Raw genomic sequence first — 24,122 nt, forward strand, 5'->3', positions numbered from 1 at the left:
CCCTCCTGGGCGCTTTATTTTAAAATCCGCAATTCTTCCCAATCCGGAAGCTGTTTAGCCTCGCAAATTAATTTGCATAAATGGATCGAATGTTCGAGCTCTTGTTCTGAGAGCTCATTTTCATGTCTTTCCATTCTCTCTTTCAGCTCTTGGATTTGCGTAAATAATGCCGTCGTCATATTGGAATAAGCCGCTGAATCCTTGTTGTAATTTCGCGCAATGACGGATTGAATCATCAATTTATTCAGTTGTTTTTTGCGTAAACGGACAATATGTTTCTTTCTTTCTGCTGAATTGGAAAGCAAGTGAACATCAGATGTCTGTCCTAAGGGATAAGGTACAATGTGATTCGTTGTTTTTCTCAGCAGACCGGCTAAGACATTGTTCGGACCCATTTCGATGACTTCCGTCACTCCGTGTAAAAGCAAGTAATGCATCGATTCCGTCCATCTTACCGGCATCGTCATGTGCTGCTCGAGATGTTCGCTGATCGAATTTCCGCTGCTGTAAGGGCGTGCAGTGACATTTGAAATGATCGGCCATGCGGCATCCCGGAAGGAATACCGGTGTAATACAGTCTGGAATTGTTCAGATGCTGATCGTATCAGCGAACTGTGAAAAGGCGCACTGACATTCAAATAAGTGTATGCCGCTCCCTTTTCCTCCGCCATCTTGATGACACGTTCCACAGCTTGCCGGTGTCCGGAAATCACATGCTGCTGTTCTGAATTCATGCAGGCTACTCCTGCCGGAAAGTCTTCCGTCGACACTTTCGAACATATTTCCTGCAACGTTTGAAGAGAGAGGTGAGTCACGGCGGCCATCGTCCCCTGCTGCTGAGGATCCGCATTTTGCATAAGAATTCCCCGCTGCCTTACAAGTGTAACGGCATCCTGAAAAGAAAGGGCGCCGGCACAGACAAGCGCTGAATATTCACCTAAGCTATGGCCTGCCAGGAAGCGGGGCTTCACCCCTATTTCCTGCATATACACTTGAAAAGCAATAACACTGACCGTTAAAATAGCGGGCTGCGCGTTCATTGTCTTTGTCAATTCATTCATATCTCCGTTAAAACACAGTTTTTTTACATCCAAGGAGATCGCATCGCTCGCTTCTTCAAACAATCTCTTTGCGAGCACAAAATCATTCCAAAATTGTTTGCCCATTCCTACAAATTGAGACCCTTGTCCAGGAAATAAAAAGGCAAGATTGTTCATGAGATTCCTCCGATCATATTGAACAGAAATACAATATCCTACAAATTATCCCTTTATCTAACATCCTAGCATGATTATAACAAATGTGTATAGAATACTTTCGGAGGAGTTATTGTTCGATTTTACAAACGAATTAGATATATTTATTCATAAAATAAAACATGGGGTTTCACCGAAAATCAGTCTTAAAGAGAGATGATGAAAAGCCGGAGTGGAGCCTGTTACCGGCTCTTCATCACTTAGGTCGCGCTCTTCATGTTTCATATGTTTTAGGGCTATTGGCATTATTGTGTCAGAAATTACATATTTTATGTTTATTGTAAAAATTCATTTGTATATCTGTGAAGGATTGTAAACTGATGGCGCTTGATTATAAATGCGGCGCAGAAATGGATCTGGATGAGAAAAATCTGCAAGGACAAAATACGCCGCAGAACATGTGAATGACCCAGCCCGGATACCGGTTGGGCAGTAAATCGGCCTATTGAGTGAACAAGTTTTTCAGGCATAAAAAAACAGCCGTTCAGAGCGGCTGTTTTTAAAAAAATATAAGAACTATTGAGCGGTATACCCGCCATCCATGACTACGGCCTGACCTGTAACCCCTTTTGCTTTGTCGCTGGCCAAAAATACAGCGTAATCAGCGATTTCCTTCACTGACAGCAGCCGTTTTTGGGGAACGAGCGGAAAGATGACGTCCTCAAGCACCCGCTCGTACGGTACATTCCTTGTTGCGGAAATGTCCTTTAACTGATTGCGGACAAGCTGAGTGTCCACATATCCCGGACAAAGCGCATTGACGGTAATGCCGTCAGCCGCGCCTTCAAGTGCGCCGACTTTCGTTAAACCGATGACGCCGTGCTTGGCGCTGTTATATGCCGCTTTCCCGTGAAAACCGATCAGCCCGTTGACAGACGCCATATTAATGATTCGACCGAATTGCTGTTTTTTCATAATGGGGAATGCATGCTTCATTGCGATAAATGGCGCAGTCAGCATGACACGAATGAGCCGTTCAAACTGTTCGGTGGGAAATTCCTCGATGGGCGCGACATGCTGAATGCCCGCATTATTCACAAGGATATCGAGACGTCCGAATTGTTTCTCGACCGTCTGCAGCATGTCGGCCACTTGCTTTTCATTTGTTACATCGCATGTGATGCTGACTGCTTCACAGCCTTCATCTTTAAGTCCTGCCGCCGCTTCTTTCCCCGCTTGTTCGTTTACATCAGAGATGATGACGGCTGCTCCTTCACGGGCGAATTCTCTTGCAATTTCAAGCCCGATTCCTCCGGCTGCTCCTGTTACAACGGCTGTTTTTTCAATAAGCAATGAATCCATGGCGGCACCTCCTCATTTTGGTCTGACCCCGTTTTTTAACGACTGGCTGACAGTAAAATGACCTTCTGTTTTCTCAAAGACCTCCTCCATTGTTACACCTTCCTGCAGTTCGGTGAGCGTCATACGGCCATCATGAAAATCGAATACAGCCAAATCTGTGATCAGCCGATCGACCACCTGCCTGCCGGTTAAAGGCAGCGTACATTCCGTTCTCACTTTAGATTCCCCATATTTATTAACATGCTCCATAATGACAATAATCCGTTTTGCTCCGTGCACCAGGTCCATGGCGCCGCCCATTCCTTTGATCATTTTTCCGGGGATCATCCAGTTCGCCAAATCTCCCCGTTCGGACACTTCCATCCCGCCGAGAATCGCTACATCAATGTGGCCGCCGCGAATCATGGCAAAGGATTCGGCACTGTCAAAATACGAGGCTCCCTTTACCTCGGTAATGGTTTCTTTTCCCGCATTGATCAGATCGGGGTCCTCCATTCCTTCCGCCGGATAAGGCCCGATCCCGAGCAAGCCGTTTTCAGACTGAAGCAGGACGTTATAATCATTCGGTATCTCATTGGCTACAAGCGTCGGCATCCCTATCCCCAAGTTCACATTCATTCCGTCCTTTATTTCCTTTACAGCCCGTTTGATCATTCGTTTTCTGCTATCTCTCATTCTGTCAGCCTCCTTTATCATGCTTGCCGGACGGTGCGGCGTTCAATCCGTTTTTCATGAATCCCGCCAAGCAGCACGTGCTGCACAAAAATACCCGGCGTATGAATTTGATCGGGATCAAGCTCTCCGGCATCGACGATTTCTTCAGCCTCTGCAATCGTCACTTTGCCTGCCATTGCAGCGAGCGGATTGAAATTTCTCGCCGTCTTTCTGAACATCAGGTTGCCCAGAGGATCGGCTTTCCAGGCCTTTACGATGGCGGCGTTCCCTGTAATCCCTTTCTCCAGAAGATAGGTGCGCCCGTCAAATGTCTTATGTTCTTTTCCCTCGGCTACTGATGTTCCGACGCCCGCAGGTGTATAAAACGCCGGAATGCCCGCCCCTCCCGCGCGAATTCTTTCTGCGAGCGTTCCTTGGGGCACCAATTCGACTTCCAGCTCTCCGCTTAAAAACTGCCGTTCAAAGGTTTTGTTTTCTCCGACATAGGATGCGACCATTTTTTTGATCTGCCGGTTTGCAAGCAAGAGGCCTAACCCCCAATCATCAACACCGCAGTTATTACTGACAACGGTCAAGTTTTTCACGCCGCTGTCCCTGATCGCGAGAATTAATTGTTCCGGAATGCCGCACAGGCCGAAGCCTCCTGCGATGAGGGTGTCTCCGTCCTTGATCAGTGCAGCAGCATCTTTATAAGAGTCCATCACTTTTCCTTTTCCCATATTCGTTTCCCCTTTCTGTTTTGGCTACACAAGGCCCGTCAGACTGTAAATGGCGATGATGACAAACACAGCGGCTGTTTTAATGACGGTAATGGCAAAGATATCCTTGTAGGATTGGCGGTGGGTCAACCCGGTGACCGCGAGCAGCGTAATGACGGCGCCATTATGCGGAAGAGTGTCCATCCCGCCGGAGGCCATCGAAATCACCCGGTGCATGACCTCCGGCGGGATGTGGAATGTATTGATTGCTTCTGTATACGCTGCTGACATCGTGCTTAAAGCGATGCCCATTCCTCCTGATGCCGATCCTGTAATCCCGGCAAGCGCAGTGGTCGTCACCGCTCCGTTGACGAGCGGATCAGTAAACGTCTGCGATATGCCGCTGCTGACCATTTTAAAGCCGGGAAGCGCCGCAATGATGCCGCCAAATCCGTATTCGGCTCCTGTATTCATCGACGCCAGCAAGGCACCCCCGATGCCCTCATTCAGTCCTTCTTTCAAATTGAAGAGCACTTTTTTCCAATCGAACAAAATCGTTGTCATGATTCCGATGAATAGTGCGAGTTCTACTGACCAGATCGCAGTGACGGAGGAAAGGTCAATCTTCCCGAACGCTTCTAAACCGAGCTGCGCAAAATCAAATCCGTCAGGGTACCAATGCGGGAGCCACATCGTGAAGCATTTGTTCATGACTCCCACAAGGATAAGCGGAACAAAGGCGAGCACTTGCCGCGCGGGGCTGGGTTCTGCCTCCTGCGGTAAAACAGGCGTATGTTTTTCATTAGCCAGACCTGAGGATTCCTCTGCAGCGGAAACTTCAGATTGAAATCCAGCATAGCCTTCTCCGGCATTGGCCGCTTTTTTGCGCCGTGATTCTAAATAAATCATTCCGGCCGTAAGCACAAATGCTGCACCAATCAGTCCGAGCCAGGGAGCGGCATAAATGTTTGTTTTAAAAAAAGCTGTCGGAATGACATTTTGAATTTGCGGTGTGCCGGGAAGCGCATCCATTGTAAAAGTAAAGGCGCCCAATGCAATCGTACCGGGTATCAGACGCTTGGGAATATCAGCTTTAATAAATAGGTTTTTAGCAAACGGATAAATGGCAAACACCGCTACGAAGAGACTGACGCCGCTGTACGTTAAAATCGCACCCATTAAGACGATGGCGAGAATGGCTCTTTTTGCTCCCACAAGCCTGACGATTGTTTTTGCAATCGACTCGGCGAGCCCGGATATTTCAACAACCTTGCCAAAAACGGCCCCTAAAAGAAATACGGGAAAATACAGCTTAATAAATCCTACCATCTTCTCCATAAATATATTCGAGAAGAAAGGAAGTACGAAGCTTGGATCTGTAAGAAGCACGGCAAACAGCGCACAAATCGGGGCGAATAAAATGACTGAAAAGCCCCGGTAAGCCGCAAACATCAGCATGCCTAATGCCAATAAAATAATAACAATGTCCACAAATCCCCCTCTTTTCTGCTCAAAATTAGTAAGCGCTTACAAAAATCGAGAAAATAAAGCAAAAAACATGCCGGTTTTGCACAGTTTCTGAGGCTGAAAAAATGTGCATCACGGTGAATTTTCCGTTTTGGCGAAAAAAAGGAGACCCTTGCTTCATGATATTGATTGGCTGAGCAGTGAGTTTTTTTAGGGATAGTGAGATGGATCAGAGAGGATTTTTGCTTTATAAATATGTATTCTTTTTTCTTTCATTTATTTCCTGCAAGAGGAACCGATAAAATCCGGCCCTCCTGCATGGTCATTCAGCCAAGGACAACCGGAAGCTCTTTGAGCGACCTAAAACCAATGAGCTTGCGGTATTCAAGGCGGTGTGCGGCCAGCCGAAGCTTAGGCATCCGCTCAAACAGTGTGAGAATTGCAATTTGTGCTTCGATGCGCGCTAATGAGGAGCCTATGCAAAAATGGGCGTTCTTTCCGAATGCAAGATGCGGATTCGGTTTTCTTTGGATGTCCATTTTATGAGGCTGATCGAATATGCTTGGATCGCGATTGGCTGCTCCTAAAAAGATGTATACCTGCTCTCCTTTTTTTATGGTTTTTCCATTTATTTCACAGTCTTCTGAAGCGGTGCGTGCCGTCAGCTGCGCGGGGCTGTCGTAGCGCAGACATTCCTCGACAGCAGTTTCAATAAGCGAGGGGTTTTCTCTCAGTGCGCTAAGCTGTTCAGGGTGTTTCAATAAAGTAAACACACCGTTGCTCATGAGGTTTACCGTCGTCTCGTGTCCGGCTATGACAAGTAAGATACATGTCGCGAGCACTTCGTCTTTTGAAAGCTGTTTCCCCATGATAAACCTGCTGATTAAGTCTTCCTGAGGATGTGCTTTCCGCTCGTGAATCAAATCTCTGAAATATGCAGTCAGCCTGCCTGCGGTGTCGCTTGCTCTGACTAACGTCTTTCTTGACCGGGTAAGATCAATGGCCTGAATGACGTCTGCCGTCCATTGTCTGAATTGATATCTCTCCTCTTTCGGCACTCCGAGTATCTCCGCAATGATGAGGCTTGCCAATGGAAAGGCAAACTCTGAAACAAGGTCTGCGGTTTTTTTGTTTTGGATTTGATCCAACAAGTCATGAACCGTTTCTTTTATACAGGGGCGAAGTGATTCCGCCGTCTTTGCGGTAAATTCTTTACCTATAAGCATCCGCATCCGCTTATGGTCTGATTGATTTTTAAATAACAGCATATCGTGCTGGATATGCGATAGATTTTGATATTTCGTTGAAGCTTCCGGAAGAGGAATGCGGTTTTTAAATCGGGTGTCTTTCAGAATCGATGCCGCCTCTTTGTACCCGGTGACATACCAGCCCGGATGTTTTAATACGGTTCCTTTATAAACAGGATCAATGGATCGCAGTTTTTCATAAAACGGGTAAGGGTCATTCCAAAAATCCGAATCCGCATGGAGAGACGGATGTGCACTTGATAGGCCAGCCGTCATCTTATACCTCCGTATTGCAGGCGGATTGCAGGCCGGCTTTCATTTCTTCAACGGATTCGACTTCAAACCCTAAATCATGGAGCATTTGATGATCCTCTGTTTCATGCTGCCCTGCTGTCGTTAAGTAATCTCCGACGAAAATCGAATTTGCGGCGTAAAGTCCCAGCGGCTGCAGCGAACGAAGGTTGACTTCCCGGCCTCCTGAGATACGGATTTCTTTTGACGGATTGATAAAACGGAACAAGGCCAGCACTTTCAGGCAATACACCGGATGTAATTCGCTTACCCCTTCTAACGGAGTTCCGTCAATCGCATGCAGAAAATTAACCGGGATGCTGTCGGCGTCAAGCGCTTTTAAGCTGTTCGCCATATCAATGACGTCCTGTTTCGTTTCTTTCATGCCGACGATGACACCCGAACAAGGCGACATCCCCGATTGTTTCGCCGTTTCCACCGTATTGACCCTGTCGTCATACGTGTGGGAGGTCGTAATGTTTGAGTGATTCCTTTGTGATGTATTGATGTTATGATTGTACCGGTCTACTCCTGCCTGTTTCAGCCGCTCTGCCTGTTCCGGCTTCAGCAGACCGAGGCATGCGCAGATTTTTAAACCGTACGTTTCTTTAATTTCTTTGACAGCATCAACAACTTGATCTACTTCTCTGTTCGACGGTCCCCGCCCGCTGGCGACGATGCAGTATGTCCCTATATTCAGGTCATGGGCGCGTTTTGCCCCCTTAAGCAATATATGCTTATCCACCATCCGATAAGACTCGATCGGCGCTTTTGATATTGAAGATTGTGAACAGTACCCGCAATTTTCCGGACACAGGCCTGATTTTGCATTCATAATCATATTCAGCTTTACTTTTTTTCCGTAAAATCGTTTTCTGATATGAAAAGCGGCATGCATCAGCAATAAAAGATCCTCATCAGGACAATTTAAAATGGCCAGCGCTTCTTGATTCGTTACTTCCGCCCCGTCCAGCACTCTCTCTGCAAGATCCATCCATTGATTCATGTTTATCTCCCCATTTGTGTCAGATTCATGAAAGAGGAAACATCTATATGTTTCTCAATCATGTGTTGAATGTTTTCCGGTGAAACGAGATCCAGCTTCGGTGTGATTCCCAAAATCGGAACTTTGCATAATGTTTCAATCATGCTCGGGTTTGTCTTCTCGTCCAGCCCCGGCCGGCTCTTTACGCCGTTGATCATAATGCCGAGAACCTCTATTCCCATGTTTTTCGCATATTCAACGGTTAAATATGTGTGATTGATGGTTCCGAGATCAGGCCTGGCGACAATCACTGCCGGTAATTCCAAGGCTTTTATCAAATCACTGACTAAGTAATTTTCACCAAGCGGAACGGAAATGCCGCCTGCCCCCTCGACGATGAAACACTCATGACGATTTTTGATCTTACTCCAGTGGGCCATGACTTCATCCATGCTCACGGATTTCCCCTCAAGCATGGCGGCCGTGTACGGCGCAAGCGGCTCTTTCCATTCAAATGGCGTGATTTCTTCATGAGACAGTGCGGTTTGTGACATGTTTTTCAACAGCGAGGTGTCACTTTCCGGATGAGTCCGCGGCACGCCGCTTAAAAACGGCTTAAACACTCCGATATCCGCCTGTTTCTGCCTGAATGCCGCGGCAAGTCCGCAAGAAACGATGGTTTTTCCGACGCCGGTATCTGTTCCTGTGACAAAAAAACTTCTCATTTGTTTATATTCAGCTCTTTTCTAATGGAATCAAATGCTTCTGTCAGCTCGTCTATGTCCTGTAAGCTGCGATCCGCCGTAACGGTCAGCCTGATTCTGCTTTCGCCTTCCGGAACGGCGGGCGGGCGGATGGCCGGGGCGCAGATTCCCTTTTTCTCAAGCAGCGCAGCGGCTGAAACCGCTGTTTTTGCATCACCGATGATAACGGGGATAATCGGTGTATCCCCGCCTCTTACGATAAAGCCCATATCGGCCAGACGCGTTTTTATCTTTTTGACAGACGACTGCAGCTCACGGCGCGTATCGTGCATATCTGATATGAGGTCAAATGCCGTATGCGAAGCCGCACAAATTGACGGAGGGAGGGCCGTCTGAAAAATAAACGTCCTCGCCTGATTCAGCAAAAAATCAATGAAAATGTTTGATCCCGCGGCAAAACCGCCTTCCGTTCCTACAGCTTTGCTTAATGTGCCGATGACAACATCAGGACAAACACCGAAATAGTCACTGGTTCCTCCGCCGTTTTCCCCGAGTACACCGGTTGCATGCGCGTCATCTGCTATCACAAATGCCTGGTACTGCTTTGCAAGCGCCATTATGCGGTCAAGAGGCGCAATTGTGCCGTCCATGCTGAAAACGCCGTCTGTGACGATAAAGCGGCGGTTCCGCGTCTGGATGGAGGCAAGTTTTTTCTCAAGATCATCCATATCAATATGGCGGTACACGATGGTTTCCGCTTTTGATAAACGGCAGCCGTCAACAATGCTCGCATGGTTCAGTTGATCGCTTAAAATGACATCGCCTTTTTGAGGCAGTGAGGCAAGCACGCCGATATTCGCCAAGTAACCGCTTGAAAATAATAAAGCCGCTTCCGTCTGTTTAAAGTCCGCGATTGTTTGTTCAAGTTTTTCGTGCCACACAGTATTTCCTGTCGTTAACCGTGAGCCGCCGCTTCCCGCTCCGAACCGGCTCAGCGCTGTTTGCGCGGCTGTGATCAGCCGTTCATCTTTTGACAGGCCTAAATAGTCATTGGACGCCCAGGTCTGCCGCTTTTGCCCCTTGGTTTTAAGAGCGGTTTCCTGTGTTCGCAGCGTCCGATACAGCCCGTCTCTTTTCACCGCATCGAGCCTTTTGAGGAGCCATCCGTCAAAATCCACGGCCGGTCACCTCGGCTATCGCTTTTTTCATAATGGAGATCATGGCTTGTAACTGGTCGGTTGTGCTGGCGAGCGGCGGAAGAAAGGCGATGACGTCACCGAGCGGCCGTGTCAGCATACCCAGCTCTCTCATTTTCAAGGACACCTTGTATCCCATCCGCTTTTCAGGCGGATAAGGCTGTTTTGTCCCCTTATCCTGCACAAGCTCTATGCCGCACATCAAACCGAGCTGGCGGACATCGCCGACATGAGGAAGCTGCTTCAGATCATGAAGAAATTTCGCAGCCGTTTTTGATTTTTCGGCGACTCGTTCAACGATGCGCTCTGATTCGAATAAACGCAGATTTTCAATTGCCGCGGCACAGCCAAGCTGATTTCCTGTATAGGAATGGCCGTGGAAAAATGTTTTCATTTTGTCGTAGTCATCGTAGAAGGCTTCATAAATGGCTTCTGTGGCAAACGTCACAGCGATCGGCAAATAGCCTCCCGTAATGCCTTTCCCTGCCGCCATCAAGTCCGGCTGGACATTTTCATGCTCGCAGGCAAACATTTTTCCGGTGCGGCCGAACCCCGTCGCCACTTCGTCAACGATCATTAACACAGCATATGCCGTACACAGCTTTCGTACGCCTGCCAGAAAGCCTTCAGGCATGACGATCATCCCGGATGCGCCTTGCACCATCGATTCAATCGTAAGTGCGGCAATCTCTTCGTGGTGTTTTGCAAGCAGCTGTTCGAGCGCGTGAAGGCATTCATCCCGGCACTGTATGGGGTCGCCGCTTTCAGATCTGTATACATAAGGAATCGGGGCTTTGTAGCTTTCAAACATCAGCGGGCCGTACACATGGTGGAAGAGTTCAATGGAGCCGACGCTGACGGCTCCGATCGTATCGCCGTGATAGCCGTTCTGCATCGAAATAAACGTCTGCTTCTTAGGTCTCCCTACGTTTTTCCAGTATTGAAAGGCCATTTTCAGAGCGATTTCCATTGCTTCCGCTCCGCTGTCGGAGTAAAAAACGCGCGTCAGCTTTTCCGGTGTGATGCCCGTCAGCATCTCCGCAAGTTCTGTTGCGGGAACGTTTGTCATACCCAGCAAAGTCGAATGAGCGATTTTTTCAAGCTGTTTTTGAATCGCTTCATCCATTTCTTTTTTGCGGTGGCCGTGTACATTGAGCCATACTGAAGAAAAGCCGTCATAATATTCTTTGCCGCTGATGTCTTTCAGCATGATCCCGTTTCCGCTTTCAATGATTAACGGATCTTCATCGTAATCTTTCATTTGTGTGAAAGGCAGCCAAAGATGCTGTTTGCTTTTTTCAATCATTGATTGTTTCATATGTTCTCCTCCCGCTGAATGAATACAGGCTGCTTCTCTAAAAAATGGATACAGCTCTCCGTATCTATGGAGCCATCAGTAAAGAAAACCCGGCATCCCCTTTCATCTCCGGCATTCTTCATCTTGGCAATCCGCTGATATCCCAGCTTCTTTGCGGCAACGTAGCCTGTTATGTAATCAGGGTCATCTGACCAGCACAATTCGGCAATAATTCCCGGATGTGCGCAAACTTTTGCCGCGATGGCATGTGCTTCTTTTATTCGTGAATTTTCCGGCATGTTGTGAGTAAAAGCCCATTTTTGAAAATCATGTGACGGCCAATCCACTCGGGATACCCGCACACCTCTATTTCCTCTGCCGTCAATGCGTTTTCCTGCCCGGATATCAAACAGGACCGCTCCTCTTGCTTCTGCATATTCCGTAATGTTTTCGTACGCTTTCTCTATCATGTGCGGAGGAATCCCCGCCTTTTGCAGAAGCTTGCGGGCAATTGCTTGTCCTTTTTCCGGCGTGTCTGTTTGATGGAGGGCAACCGGCAAAGGGCGGATCGTTTCGATCGGTTCATGAACGCTTTCAAGCTGAATCTGCATAAAATCAGGTATCCCTCTTGAATGTGAGAAGCCTTTATGTAATAAGCCATCTACCGCTTCCTGTAAACCGCTGTAAGTGATGAGCCGTTCTCCGCCGGAAATATGTTTTCCGCCCTGCTCATGGGGGGCGTTTCGGGAAGCTCTCATTCTGACGCTGTAATAGGTCTCTTCCCGCATGAAAATTTCCCTCCTTTCTTTTATTTCGAAATTTAATGTTAACCAAAATAATAAAAGGTTAACACTCATACAGAATATTAGTGTCTTGCACGTAATATGTCAACCTAAACTATAAAACTGTTAACTTAATGGGTTTTACAAAGCCTCATTACGTTTTCATGTTTTGTTCATATTTTAGTAATTGTTTATTCAACACTGTCCGCTAAAGTAATCCATATCAACAAATAGGACAGCGATCCGCATCTTACTTATGAAGGGAGGTCAAAACCGGATGCCGTTATGCTGAAAGAAAAAGTAAAGACAGCAGGCCGTTTTTGCACCGTGGGCGCCGGCAATACGCTGATCGATTTTGGTGTCTTCTTTCTTCTCACCGCTTGCCATGTCCCCTATCTGCCGGCGCAGATCTGCTCCTATTCGGCAGGGATCATCAACAGCTATGTGTGGAACCGGAAGTGGACGTTTCGTGTAAAGCGCAAGGCTGGCGGGAAAGAGATCGTGCGCTTTCTCATCATTAATCTTGCCGCGTCGGGAATCACCTTTTTGCTGCTGTACGCGTTTCAAAAAGGCGGCTGTTCGCTTTTGGTGAGTAAGCTCGCCGCCACTATCGGCGGAATGATGATGAATTTTATCGGAAACCGAATCTGGGTATTTGGAGATTCGCTGAAAAACATACAGGATCAGGAGTGAAGATGGATGAGAAAAAAAGTGAGAAAAGCGGTCATCCCCGCAGCGGGTTTAGGAACGAGATTTCTGCCGGCGACAAAGGCGCAGCCGAAAGAAATGCTGCCGATCGTCGACAAACCGGCAATCCAATATATTGTCGAAGAGGCCGCAGCGTCAGGAATTGAAGATATACTGATTATTACAGGGAGAAACAAACGCTCGATTGAAGATCATTTTGACCGGTCGGCGGAGTTGGAATTCAATCTTGAGGAAAAAGGCAAGTCAGAGACGCTGAAGGAAATGCAGCGGATTGCCGATTTGGCCAATATTCATTACATCCGTCAGAAAGAACCGCTCGGACTAGGCCATGCGGTGCTGTGTGCGGAGCATTTTATCGGAGATGAGCCTTTTGCCGTTCTCTTAGGTGATGATATTATGGTATCTGACACTCCCGCTCTTTCACAGCTCATAGACGTCTATAACCAACACGGCACAGAAACGATCGGCGTACAGCCCGTCGATCCTGCTGATGTCAGCAAATATGGTATTATACAGACGGGGCGGCAGAGCGGTCATGTGTACCGGGTTGAGGATCTGATTGAGAAACCGGCCGTTGAAAAGGCGCCCTCTCATATTGCCGTGTTGGGTCGTTACATATTAACCCCTGCCATTTTTAAAGCGCTGAAGACGATCGGAAGAGGCGCGGGCAGCGAAATCCAATTGACAGACGCGCTGCGCGAAGTATGCCGCACCCGAAGCATTTACGCGCGGGAGCTTGAAGGAAGCCGGTTTGATATAGGAGATAAGTTCGGCTGTTTTAAGGCCGGCACGGAGATCGGGCTTCTGCGGGAAGAAATGAGACCGAAACTTTTAGCTTATTTAGAAGAGGTGTTAAAAAGAGAATCTGAAGAAATCGTGCGTTAAAAAATAATTTGTAACCATTTTGCTTGTCAATCAGTCATATAATTGGGTAAAAAGATAAAGAGGTTGTGAACAGTGTGGGCAATTTTATTAATGAAATATTATCCTGGCTGACAAGTATGGGCTATTTAGGGATTGCGCTCGGATTAATGATCGAAATCATTCCGAGTGAAATCGTTCTGGCTTACGGAGGCTATATGGTGTCAGAAGGCACGATCAGCTTTATCGGCGCCATTGTCGCCGGTGTGATCGGGGGAACGATCGCGCAGTGCTTTATTTACTGGATCGCCCGTTATGGGGGACGGCCGTTTTTGGACAAGTACGGCAAGTACTTACTTCTGAAAAAGCATCATGTTGATGTTGCGGAAAACTGGTTTCGCCGTTACGGCGCCGGCGTTGTGTTCTCGGCGCGTTTTATCCCGGTCGTCAGACATGCGATCTCCATCCCGGCCGGCCTTGCGAAAATGCCTCTTTCCAAGTTTGTCATATTGACGACGCTTGCCATTATTCCGTGGTCTGTCATTTTCGTTTATCTCGGGTATCAGCTCGGGGGACAGTGGAAAGACGTAGACAGCTATGCCGGAATGTATACAACTCCGATCATTATATTGGCTCTCGTATTTATTGTTGTTTATTTTGTTGTGAAGAAAATGAGATCAAGACTGTGAAAAAAGACTGCATAAGAACGGCTGCCGAGCCGGATCTATGCAGTCTTTTTTTATTTATACCGGGTATACGGGGTGTTTCCGGTGTGTGAATGTCAGTTGTTTGGACATGTAAGCAGTGAGGCGTTTATTGAGTTCTTCCCGCAAGGAATCAGCAGGAACAATGCCGTCAATCACCATTTCAGAGGCAAGCCGGTAAAGGTTAATGTCTTCCTTATATTCATCACGCTTTTCTTGAATAAAAGCCGGCCTTTCTTCAGGGGCCAGCTCGCTGATTTTGTTTGCGTAGACCGCATTCACCGCTGCTTCAGGACCCATTACGGCAATTTGCGCAGTCGGAAGCGCTAAACAGCAGTCCGGTTCAAAAGCAGGCCCCGCCATCGCGTATAATCCGGCACCGTAGGCTTTTCTGACGATAACGGAAAGCTTCGGAACAGTCGCTTCCGCCATTGCGGAGATCATTTTTGCGCCATGCCTGATGATGCCCGCCTGCTCAACCTTCGTTCCGATCATGAATCCGGGAATGTCTGCTAAAAACAGAAGCGGAATATGGAATGCGTCGCACAAAGCGATAAATTTTGCGGCTTTATCCGCCGAATCGAGAAATAAAACTCCGCCTTTGACACGCGGCTGATTGGCGATAATGCCGACCGGCTGTCCGTGAATCCGCGCAAGCCCCGTTATTAATTCCTGCGCAAATAACGGTTTGATCTCAAAAAATGAGTCTTCATCAATAACACGTTCAATTAAATCCATCATGTTGAACGGTGCGTTTTGATGTGCCGGGATGACATCTGAGAGCGGTTTTTCAAAAGCTTTCGGGTTCTTAGATTTGTTGACGGGCGCTTTTTCAGTATAATTTGCCGGAAAGTAGCTGAGATATGTCTGCGCCATCAAGATTGCTTCCTGTTCCGTCGGGGCGAGGAGATCACCGCAGCCTGATACGGAACAATGCATACGGGCGCCGCCCATTTCTTCAAGCGATACTTTCTCGCCGATCACCATTTCTGCCATGCGCGGGGAACCTAAGTACATGGATGCATTGCCTTCGACCATAATGACAATGTCGCAAAAGGCCGGAATGTAAGCGCCGCCTGCAGCGGAAGGACCGAACAATAAACAGATTTGCGGAATGCGGCCCGACAGCTTTACTTGATTATAAAAGATGCGGCCGGCTCCCCTTCTGCCCGGGAACATGTCGACCTGATCCGTAATTCTCGCACCTGCGGAATCGACTAAGTACAAGAGCGGACACTGAAGCTTCTCCGCTGTCTCCTGAATGCGGATGATTTTTTCCACCGTTTTCGCGCCCCACGAGCCCGCCTTTACGGTTGAGTCATTTGCCATCACACAAACGGTTCTGCCGCCGATGGTTCCGATCCCGGTAACGACCCCGTCAGCCGGCAGTCCGTCTGACATGCACTCGGCGAAAAAAGCGTCTTCAACGGATATGCCGTCATCGAATAAAAGCTTCAGCCTGTCTCTTACAAAAAGTTTCCCCTTCTTTTCATTGCTTGCGTGATATTTCGCGGCTCCTCCCTTTTCAATCGTTTTGCTGCGTGTCTGCCGTTCTTTTTCGTAATCCATCCGAGTCCCTCCATGTTTTATTTTCCTTTGTATTCAGGGGGTCTTTTTTCTTTAAAAGCGCGCAGGCCCTCTTCTCTGTCAAGTGTGGGGATGACTTGTTCATATGCTTTTCGTTCGATTTCGAGCCCTGTATTGAGATCTGTCTCCAGACCCTTGTTTATCGCGGATTTTGCTTGTCTGACGGCGATCGGCCCATTAGCGGCGATGCGGCCGGCCAGTGCTTTTGCTTTTTCCATAAGTTCATCGGCTTCACAAACATGCTCGATCAGCTTCATGTCTTTTCCCTCTTCGGCAGAAAGCCTTCGGCCGGTATAGATCAATTCTTTTGCCGCGCCGGGGCCGATAAGCCGGGGCAGTCTCTGCGTTCCGCCCGCCCCGGGAATGATTGCAAGCCCTGTTTCAGGAAGGCCGAGGCCCGCCCGGCTGACGGCTGTTCTGATATCGCAGGCGAGAGCGAGTTCAAGGCCTCCTCCGACAGCGGTTCCGTTCAGCGCTGCAATGACCGGCTGCGGGAGAGCTTCAATGGATGCAGCCGTTTCACCGATACGCCTGACGCTTTGCTTAACTTGTTCATGATTCATCCCCGCTCTCTCTTTTAAATCAGCGCCGGCGCAAAATGTGTTTCCGGAGCCGGTGAGAATGACACAGCGAATGGATGGCGAGTTTTTGATGTCTTCAATCACACGCTGTAAATGATCAATCATTTCTGAAGACAGTGAGTTGGCCGCATGCGGGCGGTTCAGCGTGATCAGACCGATCGTTCCTTGACAGACGGAATACAAGACGCAATCTCCCATGGCTTCTCCTTTCTCATTTCGTTCTGAATGCCTGCAGGTTTCTGCTTGGCAGATCTTTGCCTATTTTATCCGCGATCCAGCCGGCGGCATAAAGAAGTTTATTCATGTCCGTCCCGGTATCAATCCCCATTTGTTCGAGCATATAAATGACGTCTTCTGTGGCGGCGTTTCCTGCTGATCCCGGAGCATACGGACAGCCGCCAAGCCCGCCTGAGGAAGTATCGAAGGATGTAATCCCCATATCAAGAGCGGGAATGATATTCGCTAGAGCCGTTCCTCTTGTATCATGGAAATGGAGTGCGATTTTTGAGGCGGGAATTCTCGGCAAAAGGGCTTCAAGCACGGCTATGACCTGCAAGGGGTTTGCCGCGCCGATTGTGTCGCCGAGCGATATTTCATCAACATCCATTTCGAGCAGGGTGTCTGACAGGCGGATGACTTGTTCGACCGGCACGTTCTGTTCGTACGGACAGCCGAACACAGTAGACAGATAAGCTCTCGTCGCCATTTTTTCAGCTTTTGCTTCAGTAATAACCCGCCTGAGCTCTTGAACGGTCCGGTCAATCGGTTTGTTTACGTTTTTTTGGTTATGGGTTTCGCTTGCAGATAAAAATACACAGGCCTGATCGATTCCGCCTTCTGCAGCATGCTCCAGTCCGATGAGGTTCGGAACGAGAGCCGCGTAGACCGTATGTTCAGATCTGGCAATGCCTTTTGCGACGTCCAGGCTGTCACGAAGAGCCGGAATCCATCTCGGATGCACGAATGATGTCACTTCGATATAGGGAAGTCCTGTTTTTGACAGCATATTGATCCACTCAATCTTATCTTCTGTATCCACCCACGCCGATTCATTCTGCAAGCCGTCACGCGGTCCTACTTCATTGATGCGGACATGTTTCGGACAGTTCATGCTGCACCTCCCGTTTTATTGAAGTTCAATCAGGACCTCTCCTTCATCAGTGAAATCACCTTCTGATTTTTTCACTTCTTTCACCGTACCCGCTGCATCAGCGATAATCGGAATTTCCATTTTCATAGATTCCAAGATGGCCACTTCCTGTCCTTCTTCAATGACATCACCGGGCTTCACATGAATTTTCCACAGGTTTCCCGCCATCTGAATTTTTATGACGCTCATTTTGACGCCCCCTCGTTCATTGTTTGTAAAAAACCGGTTGTTGCCTCACCCTTTTCAAACACTTCTGAATGGGCAATTTTTGTCAGCAGCGGAATGTTGGTTTTAATCCCTTCTACATGATATTCGCCAAGGGCGGTTTTCAGTTGTTCAATGGCTTGTTTTCTCGTATTCGCCGTGACGATCATTTTAGCAATCATCGGATCGTAAAACGGAGAAATGACGCTTCCCTTTTCGACGGCGCATTCGTGTCGCACTGACGGGTGTCTTAAAACGGAAAAAGACGAGATGGCACCGGGTGACGGGTAAAAGGTGACCGGATCTTCCGCATAGATCCGCACTTCTATCGCATGACCGCGGTGGTTGATATCTTTCTGCGAGAAAGTCAGCACCTGCCCGGCGGCGATTTTCAGCTGTTCTTCCACAAGATCCAGTCCTGTAATTTCTTCTGTCACCGGATGCTCCACCTGCAGTCTTGTGTTCATCTCTAAAAAATAGATTTGTTTCTTTTGGTCGACGAGAAATTCTATTGTGCCTGCATTTTGGTAGCCGATCGATTTAGCGGCTTTAACGGCGGTTTCACCGAGTCTTTGTCTTAATTCATCGTCAACAAACGGCGACGGCGCTTCTTCTATCACTTTTTGGTGGCGCCTTTGTACTGAACAGTCACGTTCAAACAGATGAACGGTGTTTCCGAAAGAATCTGCGAGAATCTGAATTTCAATATGACGGGCATTTTCAATGACCTTTTCCATATACATTGCGCCGTCTCCAAAAAAGGACGCGGCCCGCTTTTGATTGCCTTCGAACGCTTTGGCCAGCTCTTCTTCTGAATGTACGATCTGCATGCCGATTCCGCCTCCCCCTGCAGACGCTTTCAGCATGACCGGAAAGCCGATGGCACGGGCTTCGGCTAAGGCGGAGTGAACATCGGGCAATGGCTCTGAAACACCGGGAACAATCGGGACCTTTGCTTTTTGCATCGTTTTTCGGGCTTCTATCTTGCTGCCCATCTTGGCGATGATATCACCGGGCGGGCCGATAAATGTGATTTGTTCCTTCCGGCAGCGTTCGGCGAACAGGCTGTTTTCTGACAGCAGCCCGTAGCCCGGATGAATGGCGTCCGCTCCGGCGGATTTGGCGGCTTCTATGATTCTGTCGATATGTAAATAGCTTTCATTTACTCTCGATTTACCGATCGGATAGGCCTCATCAGCCTCTTTTACATGCAGCGCGTCCCGGTCGGCTTCTGAATACACAGCTGCCGAGGGGATGCCGAGGCGTTTGCAGGTGCGGATAATTCTTAAGGCGATTTCTCCTCTGTTGGCAATCAGGACTTTTTTAAACAAATGTGAAGCACTCCTTTTTCATTAAGTTAATTTGAGCTCTTCAATCGTTTTTCCCCGCAGCTTGAATTTCTGAATTTTTCCTGAGGCTGTCATTGGATATTCATCTGTAAACAAAACATACCTGGGGACTTTATAGCGGGCGATATGTTCTTTGCAAAAGGTTCTGATGTCTTCTGCGGAAGCGGTTTGTCCGTCTTTGAGCCTGACCCACGCCGCGGCCTCTTCTCCGTATTTCGGATCAGGCACGCCGACGACCTGAACGTCTGCCACTGCGGGATGCCGATATAACATTTCCTCAATTTCGCGCGGATAGATATTTTCGCCGCCCCTGATCAGCATGTCTTTCAGACGGCCCGTGATTTTGCAGTACCCGTCCTCGTCCATGACAGCCAAATCACCGGTATGCAGCCAGCCGTCCTTGTCTATCGCTTCTTCGGTCGCTTCTTGATTTTTATAGTAACCTTTCATGACATGATATCCGCGGGTGCAGAGCTCTCCTTGTTCGCCCCGGGCGGCTTCTCCGGATGTTCCGGGCCGAACGATTCTGACTTCGATATGGGGAAGCGCGCGCCCCGCTGTTTCCACTCTTCTTTCAAATGAATCATCCGTTCTTGTCTGCGTAATGACAGGTGATGCTTCGGTCTGTCCGTAGGCAATGGTAATGCCGGTCATCCCCATTTTGCCGATCACTTCTCTCATGACTTCCGCCGGGCATGGCGAGCCTGCCATAATCCCGGTTCGGACGTGGGAAAGATCATATTCAGAAAAACGGCTGTCATTTAGGAGGGCGATAAACATCGTCGGTACACCGTGCAGAGCCGTGCAGGCTTCTTGCTCCACCGTTTTCAGAACGGCCGGCGGAGAAAACTGTTCGATCGGAATCATCGCCGCACCCGCGGAAACACATGCCAGCACGCCGAGCACACACCCGAAGCAGTGGAAAAACGGCACGGGAATACATAAACGGTCACTTGAAGTAAGCTTCATGCATTCTGCGATATTGGCCGCGTTATTTACGATATTAAAATGTGAGAGCATGACGCCTTTCGGAAATCCGGTCGTACCTGATGTATATTGCATATGAATGCAATCATCCTTTTTCAGGCTGTCCATCCTTCCGTCAAGCGCTGCATCCGTTAAAGCTTCGCCTTCCTTCAGCAAAGAATCCCAGCGGTGCATCCCGGGCGGGCTTTTATCACCGATATATAACACCGTCCGTAAAAAGGGGTAACGTTTCGAACGCAGCCTGCCGTGCTCACAAGTTTTCAGCTCCGGAATCAGCTTATTCACCATCTCAACATAAGATGTCTGCCGGTAGGAATCCATGATTATCAGGGCCGAGACGTCTGAATGCGCCAGCAGGTAATCGAGTTCTGCGATTTGAAAATTTGTATTGATGGTGACCAGAACGGCGCCGATTTTCGCCGTTGCAAATTGCGCCGCGAGCCATTCCGGTATGTTGGATGCCCATATGGCCACATGATCTCCTTTTTCAATTCCCAGTTTCATCAGCCCTTTTGCGGTTTGCCGGCATAACCGGTCAAACTCGGCATACGTATAACGAAGGCCGCGCTCAGGGTAAACAACCGCTTCATGATCCGGAAAAAGCTCCGCGGTCCGCTCAAGCAGCTTTCCGGCTGTTAAATGGATAAGTTCAGCCATATGACCTGCCCCCTTCCATCCCTGTCTTAGTAAACGTTTTCATTTCACTTCAAAAGCTGTCTTGCGATGACCATTCTTTGAATTTCTGACGTTCCTTCTCCAATCTCCATCAGCTTTGCGTCACGAAGCATACGTTCGACACCGCATTCCTTCATATAACCGGAACCGCCATGAATTTGGATGGCCTGAAGGCAGGTTCTGACGGCCATTTCTGAAGCATAAAGCTTGGCGAATGCCGCTTCTTTCGTAAATGGCAGGTTTTGATCCTTCAGCCATGCCGCTTTAAGCACCATTTGTCTGGCAAGGTCAATTTCCATCGCCATATCGGCCAGCTTAAATTGAATGGCTTGAAATGACGATATCGGACTGCCGAACTGCTTGCGTTCCTTCGCATATGACAGGGACGCCTCCAGTGCGCCTTGAGCGATACCGACAGCCAGTGCCGCAATCGAGATCCGCCCGCCGTCTAATGTATATAAAAATTGTTTAAAACCTTTTTCAGGATCACCGAGCAGGTTATCGGCAGGCACCCTGACATCCTCCAGCACAAGCTCGGCCGTATCCGACCCTCTCACACCCATCTTGTCGTACGGATTTGTGATCGTAAATCCCGGTGTGTCTGTCGGGACGATGAGAGCTGAAATGATCGGTTTTCCGGCGGAGTTCTTTCCCGTAACGGCGGTGACAATGACCGTGCGGGCGTAATTTGCGTTTGTGATCCAGCATTTTTCTCCGTTTATCACATAGTCATGGTCCTTTTTCTCGGCTTTTGTCTGGGTACCGCCGGCATCTGAACCGGCATTCGGCTCTGTCAGCCCGAATGATCCGAGCGCTTTTCCCGAAGCAAGCGGAATAAGATGTTCTTGCTTTTGCTGTTCAGTACCGAAATAGTATAATGGGCTTGCGCCGAGTGACACGGCTGCCGCGTAGCTCAGCCCCGTGCTGCCGCAGGCTTTTCCGATTTCTTCAACCGCTGCTGCATATGAAATGGTGTCACCGCCCGCCCCGCCGTATTCTTCCGGAAACGGAATTCCGAGCAGCCCGAGTTCGCCTATTTTTTTAAATGTGTCTATCGGGAAGACGGCTGATTGATCAACCTCATGGGCTTTCGGGGCAATTTCATTTTTGGCGAAATCTCTGACCATTTCGCGCACCATCTGTTGTTCTTTTGTCAGTTGAAAATTCATTAACCTTCCTCCTTCTGCTGCTTTCTACATTTTATTAATGGGGGTCTTTATTCATTCCATCCAAATAAAGTCTGAACATTCGGACTCATCCATCGCAAAAAAACTGACAGCGCGGCAACTGTCAGTTTTATTAATAATGGCTATTTAATCGTCCGTTTTGCGGAGGGACGGCTCTCATGGTGAAGCCTGTCAACGGAAGTAACGATATAGGTGCAGGCTTCTTTCGCCCGAATATCAGTATCTGAAAATGTCTGAGTCCGTGACAATGTTTTTCTGACTGTATCCACTAAATAAGGCTGCTTTCCCTTTTCTGCGCGGTAAATGGCGTAATAAGCCGTTTTTTTACCGTTGGATTTCGCATCTTCGATATAGAGTGTATGGCCTGAAGCGTTCTTCTCCGCCCGTTTGACAGACGGTTTTTTTAAAGCGGAATGTCCGAGCCAAGGCATCTCGGGAATTAATGCGAGCCGGCTGTACATGTCTTTGATCAAACGGTTTTTTACATCGAGCGGATTTCGGTTTAAATCCTTTAAACTGAAATGCATGCTTCCTTTAATCCAAGCTGATCCCCTGTTTAGCGTAATCTGTCTTCCGTATTCCCCCGGGTCGGCCCATGCCGGATCAGCATTGTTGTTGATTTTATAAGCTGCCTGCCCGATATATAAATGCACCGGCCGATTATTCACTTCTTTTCCCCACCAATCTGCTAAGACGTCATATGCCGCCGCTTTAAATCCGATACTCCAGTAAATTTGCGGTGCGATGTAATCAATGTATCCTTTTTGGATCCATTCTCTTGTATCAGCATATAAGTCATCGTAGTTCCGCACCCCGGCGGCCGTTTCGGAGCCTGTCGGGTCATCTGCGGCATTTCTCCATACGCCGAACGGGCTGATTCCGAATTTGACATAAGGTTTTTCTCGTTTGATGGTTAGGTTGATTTCTTTTACAAGCCGGTTGACGTTATCCCTGCGCCAGTCATCAATTGATGCAAAGTGAGCTTTTCCGTACCGTTCGTATTCCGCCTGATCGGGGAATTCCTGTCCGGCAATTTTATAAGGATAAAAATAATCATCCATATGAACCGCATCAATGTCATAACGGCTGACCACTTCTTTGATTCCATCCGTTATAAATTGTCTTACTTCCGGAATTCCAGGATTATAGTACAGCTGTTTTCCGTATGCAGCGACCCAGTCCGGATGAGAACGCGCGGGATGATCGTCTGAAAGCGCATTCAAATTTGTGTGATTCATCGTGATCCGGTAAGGATTGAACCAAGCGTGAAATTCAAGATTCCGTTTATGTGTCTCTTCAACTAAAAAAGCAAGCGGGTCGTAGCCGGGATTTTTGCCTTGTGTTCCTGTCAGATACTCTGACCAAGGCCCGTAATCTGATGGATAAAAAGCATCAGCCGCAGGCTTAATTTGGACGATAACGGCGTTCATCCCCATCTCCTGAACGTCATCCAGCAGCTTGCTGTATTCTCTTTTTTGCTCTTCCGGTGACAGCCCTTTTTTAGAGGGCCAGTCGATATTAGTGACAGACGCGATCCAGACGGCTCTCATTTCTCTCTCCGGCTGAGTGCCGCTTGCTTGTGCGGATGCTGAGAACGTAAAGATGCCGGCTGTCAGTACAACGGCCAAAAACCATATCATGCTAAAACGGCAGCTTTTCATGTTTTTCCCCCTCTCTGCTTTACGGTATTCCGAAGCATTCCGGGCGGTGAATCAGAAAGCCTGCTTTGCTCCTCTCAGCCTAAAAGGGAAAGAAAAAAGTCCTAAAGCGAATCAACACGCTTCAGGACTTTTTATGTTTTATGGCGGCGAGCACGTCAATGACCTTCGTTCCGACGCCGACGCATGTTTCAAGAATGGCCTGCGCTCCGGCAATGGACAAAATGAAAATAACCGGATGTGCATAGCGGGGCCAGACCAAATAGCAGATGCCAATTAATATGGCGCACCAGATGCCCGCACACCAATAACATTGCAGCATATAACCGAATGCGGAGGAAGGGACTTTTTTTTGGACGGCGCGCCCGTTTTGATCGACGGTTTTTTCTTGCTTTATAAAGGGTTTTCTTATGAATTCCGTAATCTTATCAAATACGATCAAATGGGTCAGCCGGTAGCTGGCAAGAATAATCATTACATACGTAAGCCAAGATAGGTTCGTCATCTCAAAGCCTCCAAAAAAACTGAGTTTGATTCCCCTATCTTGCCCTTTGTCTTCTTCAGTCATTCT

Annotated in this window: 23 protein-coding genes; 3 read left to right on the forward strand and 20 right to left on the reverse strand. The window is 48.3% G+C overall.

Annotated features, from left to right (window positions below; all coding sequences use genetic code 11):
• Positions 1–14: 14 nt before the first annotated feature.
• The 11 genes from bamD to VP472_RS09160 all read right to left on the reverse strand — a co-directional run bounded on the left by bamD (position 15) and on the right by VP472_RS09160 (position 11,906).
• Positions 15–1,217, reverse strand: coding sequence for a bacillomycin D biosynthesis malonyl-CoA transacylase BamD (bamD, locus tag VP472_RS09110; RefSeq protein ID WP_014305096.1), 1,203 nt, complete (start codon positions 1,215–1,217; stop codon positions 15–17).
• 555 nt (positions 1,218–1,772) lie between these two features.
• Positions 1,773–2,558 carry a 3-hydroxybutyrate dehydrogenase gene (locus tag VP472_RS09115; RefSeq protein WP_070081905.1) on the reverse strand — a complete coding sequence of 262 codons (786 nt, stop codon included), beginning with the start codon at positions 2,556–2,558 and terminating at the stop codon, positions 1,773–1,775.
• Positions 2,559–2,570: 12 nt separating this feature from the next.
• Positions 2,571–3,233: a CoA transferase subunit B gene (locus tag VP472_RS09120; protein ID WP_070081906.1), complete on the reverse strand. Its 663-nt coding sequence runs from the start codon at positions 3,231–3,233 to the stop codon at positions 2,571–2,573.
• 17 nt (positions 3,234–3,250) lie between these two features.
• Entirely contained in the window at positions 3,251–3,952 is a 702-nt protein-coding gene (locus tag VP472_RS09125) for a CoA transferase subunit A (protein WP_003153920.1), read from the reverse strand.
• Between the two features lie 24 nt (positions 3,953–3,976).
• Positions 3,977–5,422 carry a GntP family permease gene (locus VP472_RS09130; RefSeq protein WP_070081907.1) on the reverse strand — a complete coding sequence of 482 codons (1,446 nt, stop codon included), beginning with the start codon at positions 5,420–5,422 and terminating at the stop codon, positions 3,977–3,979.
• Positions 5,423–5,724: 302 nt separating this feature from the next.
• The gene (locus VP472_RS09135; RefSeq protein ID WP_094246885.1) at positions 5,725–6,921 is read right to left on the reverse strand and encodes a cytochrome P450; all 1,197 of its coding nucleotides are present in this window, start codon (positions 6,919–6,921) and stop codon (positions 5,725–5,727) included.
• Between the two features lies 1 nt (position 6,922).
• Positions 6,923–7,942, reverse strand: a complete 1,020-nt coding sequence (gene bioB / locus VP472_RS09140) for a biotin synthase BioB (protein WP_003153914.1) — start codon at positions 7,940–7,942, stop codon at positions 6,923–6,925.
• A 2-nt stretch (positions 7,943–7,944) separates the two neighbouring features.
• A complete protein-coding gene (gene bioD, locus VP472_RS09145; RefSeq protein WP_146276882.1) occupies positions 7,945–8,646 on the reverse strand; it encodes a dethiobiotin synthase in 702 nt (233 codons plus the stop codon).
• Positions 8,643–9,803, reverse strand: a complete 1,161-nt coding sequence (gene bioF, locus VP472_RS09150; protein WP_153986663.1) for an 8-amino-7-oxononanoate synthase — start codon at positions 9,801–9,803, stop codon at positions 8,643–8,645. Before bioF ends, bioD begins: the two co-directional genes overlap by 4 nt.
• Entirely contained in the window at positions 9,793–11,139 is a 1,347-nt protein-coding gene (gene bioA, locus VP472_RS09155) for an adenosylmethionine--8-amino-7-oxononanoate transaminase (RefSeq protein WP_146276886.1), read from the reverse strand. The genes bioF and bioA overlap by 11 nt, the downstream gene beginning before the upstream one ends.
• Positions 11,136–11,906 carry a 6-carboxyhexanoate--CoA ligase gene (locus VP472_RS09160; RefSeq protein ID WP_146276888.1) on the reverse strand — a complete coding sequence of 257 codons (771 nt, stop codon included), beginning with the start codon at positions 11,904–11,906 and terminating at the stop codon, positions 11,136–11,138. The genes bioA and VP472_RS09160 overlap by 4 nt, the downstream gene beginning before the upstream one ends.
• A 279-nt stretch (positions 11,907–12,185) precedes the next feature.
• Between VP472_RS09160 and VP472_RS09165 the strand changes: the two genes are divergently transcribed.
• The 3 genes from VP472_RS09165 to VP472_RS09175 all read left to right on the forward strand — a co-directional run bounded on the left by VP472_RS09165 (position 12,186) and on the right by VP472_RS09175 (position 14,158).
• A complete protein-coding gene (locus VP472_RS09165) occupies positions 12,186–12,593 on the forward strand; it encodes a GtrA family protein (RefSeq protein ID WP_102422655.1) in 408 nt (135 codons plus the stop codon).
• Between the two features lie 6 nt (positions 12,594–12,599).
• Positions 12,600–13,493 carry a UTP--glucose-1-phosphate uridylyltransferase GalU gene (galU, locus tag VP472_RS09170; RefSeq protein WP_146276890.1) on the forward strand — a complete coding sequence of 298 codons (894 nt, stop codon included), beginning with the start codon at positions 12,600–12,602 and terminating at the stop codon, positions 13,491–13,493.
• 74 nt (positions 13,494–13,567) lie between these two features.
• Positions 13,568–14,158, forward strand: a complete 591-nt coding sequence (locus tag VP472_RS09175; RefSeq protein ID WP_003153904.1) for an undecaprenyl phosphate transporter UptA — start codon at positions 13,568–13,570, stop codon at positions 14,156–14,158.
• Between the two features lie 54 nt (positions 14,159–14,212).
• Here the strand turns inward: VP472_RS09175 and VP472_RS09180 are convergent, their stop codons facing one another.
• From VP472_RS09180 to VP472_RS09220, 9 genes are all read right to left on the reverse strand, one after another.
• Positions 14,213–15,742, reverse strand: a complete 1,530-nt coding sequence (locus VP472_RS09180) for an acyl-CoA carboxylase subunit beta (RefSeq protein WP_058906071.1) — start codon at positions 15,740–15,742, stop codon at positions 14,213–14,215.
• A 17-nt stretch (positions 15,743–15,759) separates the two neighbouring features.
• Positions 15,760–16,539 (reverse strand): enoyl-CoA hydratase, encoded by a 780-nt coding sequence (locus tag VP472_RS09185; RefSeq protein WP_003153902.1) that lies wholly within the window; start codon positions 16,537–16,539, stop codon positions 15,760–15,762.
• A gap of 13 nt (positions 16,540–16,552) precedes the next feature.
• A complete protein-coding gene (locus tag VP472_RS09190) occupies positions 16,553–17,452 on the reverse strand; it encodes a hydroxymethylglutaryl-CoA lyase (protein WP_094246878.1) in 900 nt (299 codons plus the stop codon).
• A 15-nt stretch (positions 17,453–17,467) separates the two neighbouring features.
• On the reverse strand, positions 17,468–17,680 hold the full coding sequence (locus VP472_RS09195; RefSeq protein ID WP_007410121.1) for an acetyl-CoA carboxylase biotin carboxyl carrier protein subunit: 213 nt from the start codon (positions 17,678–17,680) through the stop codon (positions 17,468–17,470).
• Positions 17,677–19,026, reverse strand: a complete 1,350-nt coding sequence (locus VP472_RS09200) for an acetyl-CoA carboxylase biotin carboxylase subunit (RefSeq protein WP_146276894.1) — start codon at positions 19,024–19,026, stop codon at positions 17,677–17,679. Before VP472_RS09200 ends, VP472_RS09195 begins: the two co-directional genes overlap by 4 nt.
• Before the next feature lie 21 nt (positions 19,027–19,047).
• Positions 19,048–20,688 carry an AMP-binding protein gene (locus VP472_RS09205; RefSeq protein WP_146276896.1) on the reverse strand — a complete coding sequence of 547 codons (1,641 nt, stop codon included), beginning with the start codon at positions 20,686–20,688 and terminating at the stop codon, positions 19,048–19,050.
• Positions 20,689–20,732: 44 nt separating this feature from the next.
• The gene (locus VP472_RS09210) at positions 20,733–21,875 is read right to left on the reverse strand and encodes an acyl-CoA dehydrogenase family protein (RefSeq protein ID WP_058906076.1); all 1,143 of its coding nucleotides are present in this window, start codon (positions 21,873–21,875) and stop codon (positions 20,733–20,735) included.
• A 140-nt stretch (positions 21,876–22,015) separates the two neighbouring features.
• On the reverse strand, positions 22,016–23,554 hold the full coding sequence (locus VP472_RS09215; protein ID WP_146276898.1) for a glycoside hydrolase family 10-like protein: 1,539 nt from the start codon (positions 23,552–23,554) through the stop codon (positions 22,016–22,018).
• Between the two features lie 121 nt (positions 23,555–23,675).
• Entirely contained in the window at positions 23,676–24,056 is a 381-nt protein-coding gene (locus VP472_RS09220) for a DUF1360 domain-containing protein (RefSeq protein ID WP_058906078.1), read from the reverse strand.
• Between the last annotated feature and the right edge of the window lie 66 nt (positions 24,057–24,122).

This window comes from Bacillus sp. MT(2024), assembly GCF_036362845.1.
GTDB lineage: Bacteria > Bacillota > Bacilli > Bacillales > Bacillaceae > Bacillus > Bacillus velezensis.